Origin of the sequence: Stenotrophomonas capsici, from assembly GCF_034961085.1 — a bacterium.
Classification (GTDB): Bacteria; Pseudomonadota; Gammaproteobacteria; order Xanthomonadales; family Xanthomonadaceae; genus Stenotrophomonas; species Stenotrophomonas capsici.
Genome location: NZ_JAYFUH010000140.1, coordinates 1 through 2,109 on the forward strand (window position 1 = coordinate 1; position 2,109 = coordinate 2,109).

The 2,109-nt window shown below is 63.1% G+C and carries 2 protein-coding genes and 1 tRNA gene; 1 reads left to right on the forward strand and 2 read right to left on the reverse strand.

Going from position 1 to position 2,109, the window contains the following annotated elements:
- Together VA603_RS10255 and VA603_RS10260 are read right to left on the reverse strand one after the other, a co-directional pair.
- Positions 1-840 (reverse strand): tyrosine-type recombinase/integrase (locus tag VA603_RS10255; RefSeq protein WP_323438749.1); only part of this gene is annotated, 840 nt, incomplete at its 3' end.
- Between the two features lie 162 nt (positions 841-1,002).
- Positions 1,003-1,079: transfer RNA gene (locus tag VA603_RS10260), tRNA-Arg, on the reverse strand.
- A gap of 126 nt (positions 1,080-1,205) precedes the next feature.
- On the opposite strand from VA603_RS10260, the gene ubiA reads away from it, so the two are divergent.
- Complete coding sequence (gene ubiA, locus VA603_RS10265) at positions 1,206-2,102, forward strand: 4-hydroxybenzoate octaprenyltransferase (RefSeq protein ID WP_132862426.1); 897 nt, start codon at positions 1,206-1,208, stop codon at positions 2,100-2,102.
- Positions 2,103-2,109: the final 7 nt, after the last annotated feature.

Consider the following 2,109-nt stretch of genomic DNA (forward strand, 5'->3'; position numbering starts at 1 on the left):
TGCCTGCTTGGACAACGGAACAATGTGGGGTGTGTTGGTCTTGGTAGCGACATACCGCCACTCCGCTGCATCAAGGTCGATATCTGCCCAGCGTGCGCTACGCAGCTCGCCGGGGCGAGGAAATAGCAAGGGCGAGAGCTTCAACGCGGCGGTTACTATGGCACTACCTTCGTACCCCCAAATGGCACGTAGAAGCGGCGCAACCGCGGATGGCTCCGTCAAGCTGGCGAAGTGCTTCGTCTGAGGCGCTTCCAACGCGCCGATCAGGTCAACAGCAGGATTTCGCTCTGCCCTACCTGTAGCGATTGCGTACCGGAAAACCATTCCTGCAATGCCACGCGCTCGATGCGCCGTCTCCACCGCCCCCCTCTTCTCCATCTTTCGCAGCACTGCAAGCAGTTCGACAGCAGAAATCTCATTGATCGGCCTATCACCAATGTAAGGATTCAGATCCTTCTCAATGATCCTTCCGTTCCTTACAGCCGTGGATTTAGCGTTCTTCTTGGTTCGCATAGCAAGAAGCTCCAGCGCGATCGCGCCAAAGCTGTTCTCAGAGCCCCCGCTGCGAACCAGCTTTTCGAGCTTCCGCTGCTCGCCAGGGTCAATGCCGTTAGCCAAAGTCTTTCGCGCCGTCATGTGCTTCTCACGGGCTTCAGCCAAGCTCACCTCGGGGTATGAACCCAAGGCCAGCCGCTTTTCCTTTCCAGCAACGCGATACTTCCACCGCCAAAGCTTGCCACCCGCTGGGGTGACCTCAAGGTAGAGCCCTCCGCCATCGAAGAGTCGCTGGGGTTTCTCAACAGGCTTGGCTTTACGTACTTGGATGTCAGTCAGGGCCATTGGGGGCATGTCCGCATTTCGGGGGTCTGGATGCCCCCGAACTTGCCCCCGGACGACGTGGATTGCAATAGATGCCCCCGGACCTGACTGGACCACGGATAAAGAAAAACCCCAGATTTCTCTGGGGTTTTGGACATCCTGAGACATGCTCGGACTTCAATCTGGCGCGCCCGGAGGGATTCGAACCCCCGACCAATGGCTTCGGAAGCCACTACTCTATCCGGCTGAGCTACGGGCGCAGAGTAGACCCGACCCGGATCGCCGGGCGGAGGCGCATTCTAACGACAAAGTCGCCGCAGGTCTTCCCCCACTCAGCTTAATCATCGCGCTGGGGCCCGCCCGGGCCCAACTGGTACCCTTTACGCATGAGCCGTCTCCCCCGAAATCCGCCCGCCGCCGGCACCCCGTCGCGGTTCGGGCACTACTGGAAGCTGATGCGCGCCGATCGCCCGATCGGCACCCTGCTGCTGCTGTGGCCCACTTGGTGGGCGCTGTGGCTGGCCGCCGACGGCCTGCCCCCGCTGTGGACGTTGTTCGTGTTCACCGCCGGCGTCTGGCTGACCCGCTCGGCCGGCTGCGTGATCAACGATTACGCCGACCGCTGGCTGGACCCACACGTCAAGCGCACCAAGGAGCGGCCGTTGGCCACCGGGGCGGTCTCCGGCCGCGAGGCGTTGGCCTTGTTCGCCGGGCTGATGCTGGTGGCGTTCGCGCTGGTGCTGACGATGAATGCGCTGACCATCGGCCTGAGCTTCATCGGCGTGTTCCTCGCCGCCAGCTATCCCTACCTGAAGCGCTACACCCACCTGCCGCAGGTCTACCTGGGCATGGCCTTCGGCTGGGGCATCCCGATGGCATTCGCCGCGGTGCAGGGCGAAGTGCCGCCGCTGGGCTGGGTGCTGTACGGCGCCAACATCCTCTGGTCCACCGCCTACGACACCTGGTACGCCATGGTCGACCGCGACGACGACCTGAAGGTCGGCTCGCGCTCCACGGCCATCCTGTTCGGCGAGCTGGACCTGGTCATCCAGGGCATCCTGTACGCCCTGTTCTTCGGCGCGATGGCCCTGGTCGGGCAGCGCGCGGCGCTCGGCAGCGCGTACTGGGCCGCCCTGGCGGTGGCCCTGGCAATGGTGGTCTACGAGTTCTGGCTGTGCCGCAACCGCGAGCGCGAGCCCTGCTTCAAGGCCTTCCTGCACAACAACTGGGTCGGCGCGGTGTTGTTCGCCGGCATCGTCGCCAGCCAATACCTCAACCGATAGCAGAAGG

Excerpts from the sequence above, each read along its gene's own strand:
- ubiA (WP_132862426.1), top strand. The coding sequence starts at position 1,206 with ATGAGCCGTCTCCCCCGAAATCCGCCCGCCGCCGGCACCCCGTCGCGG.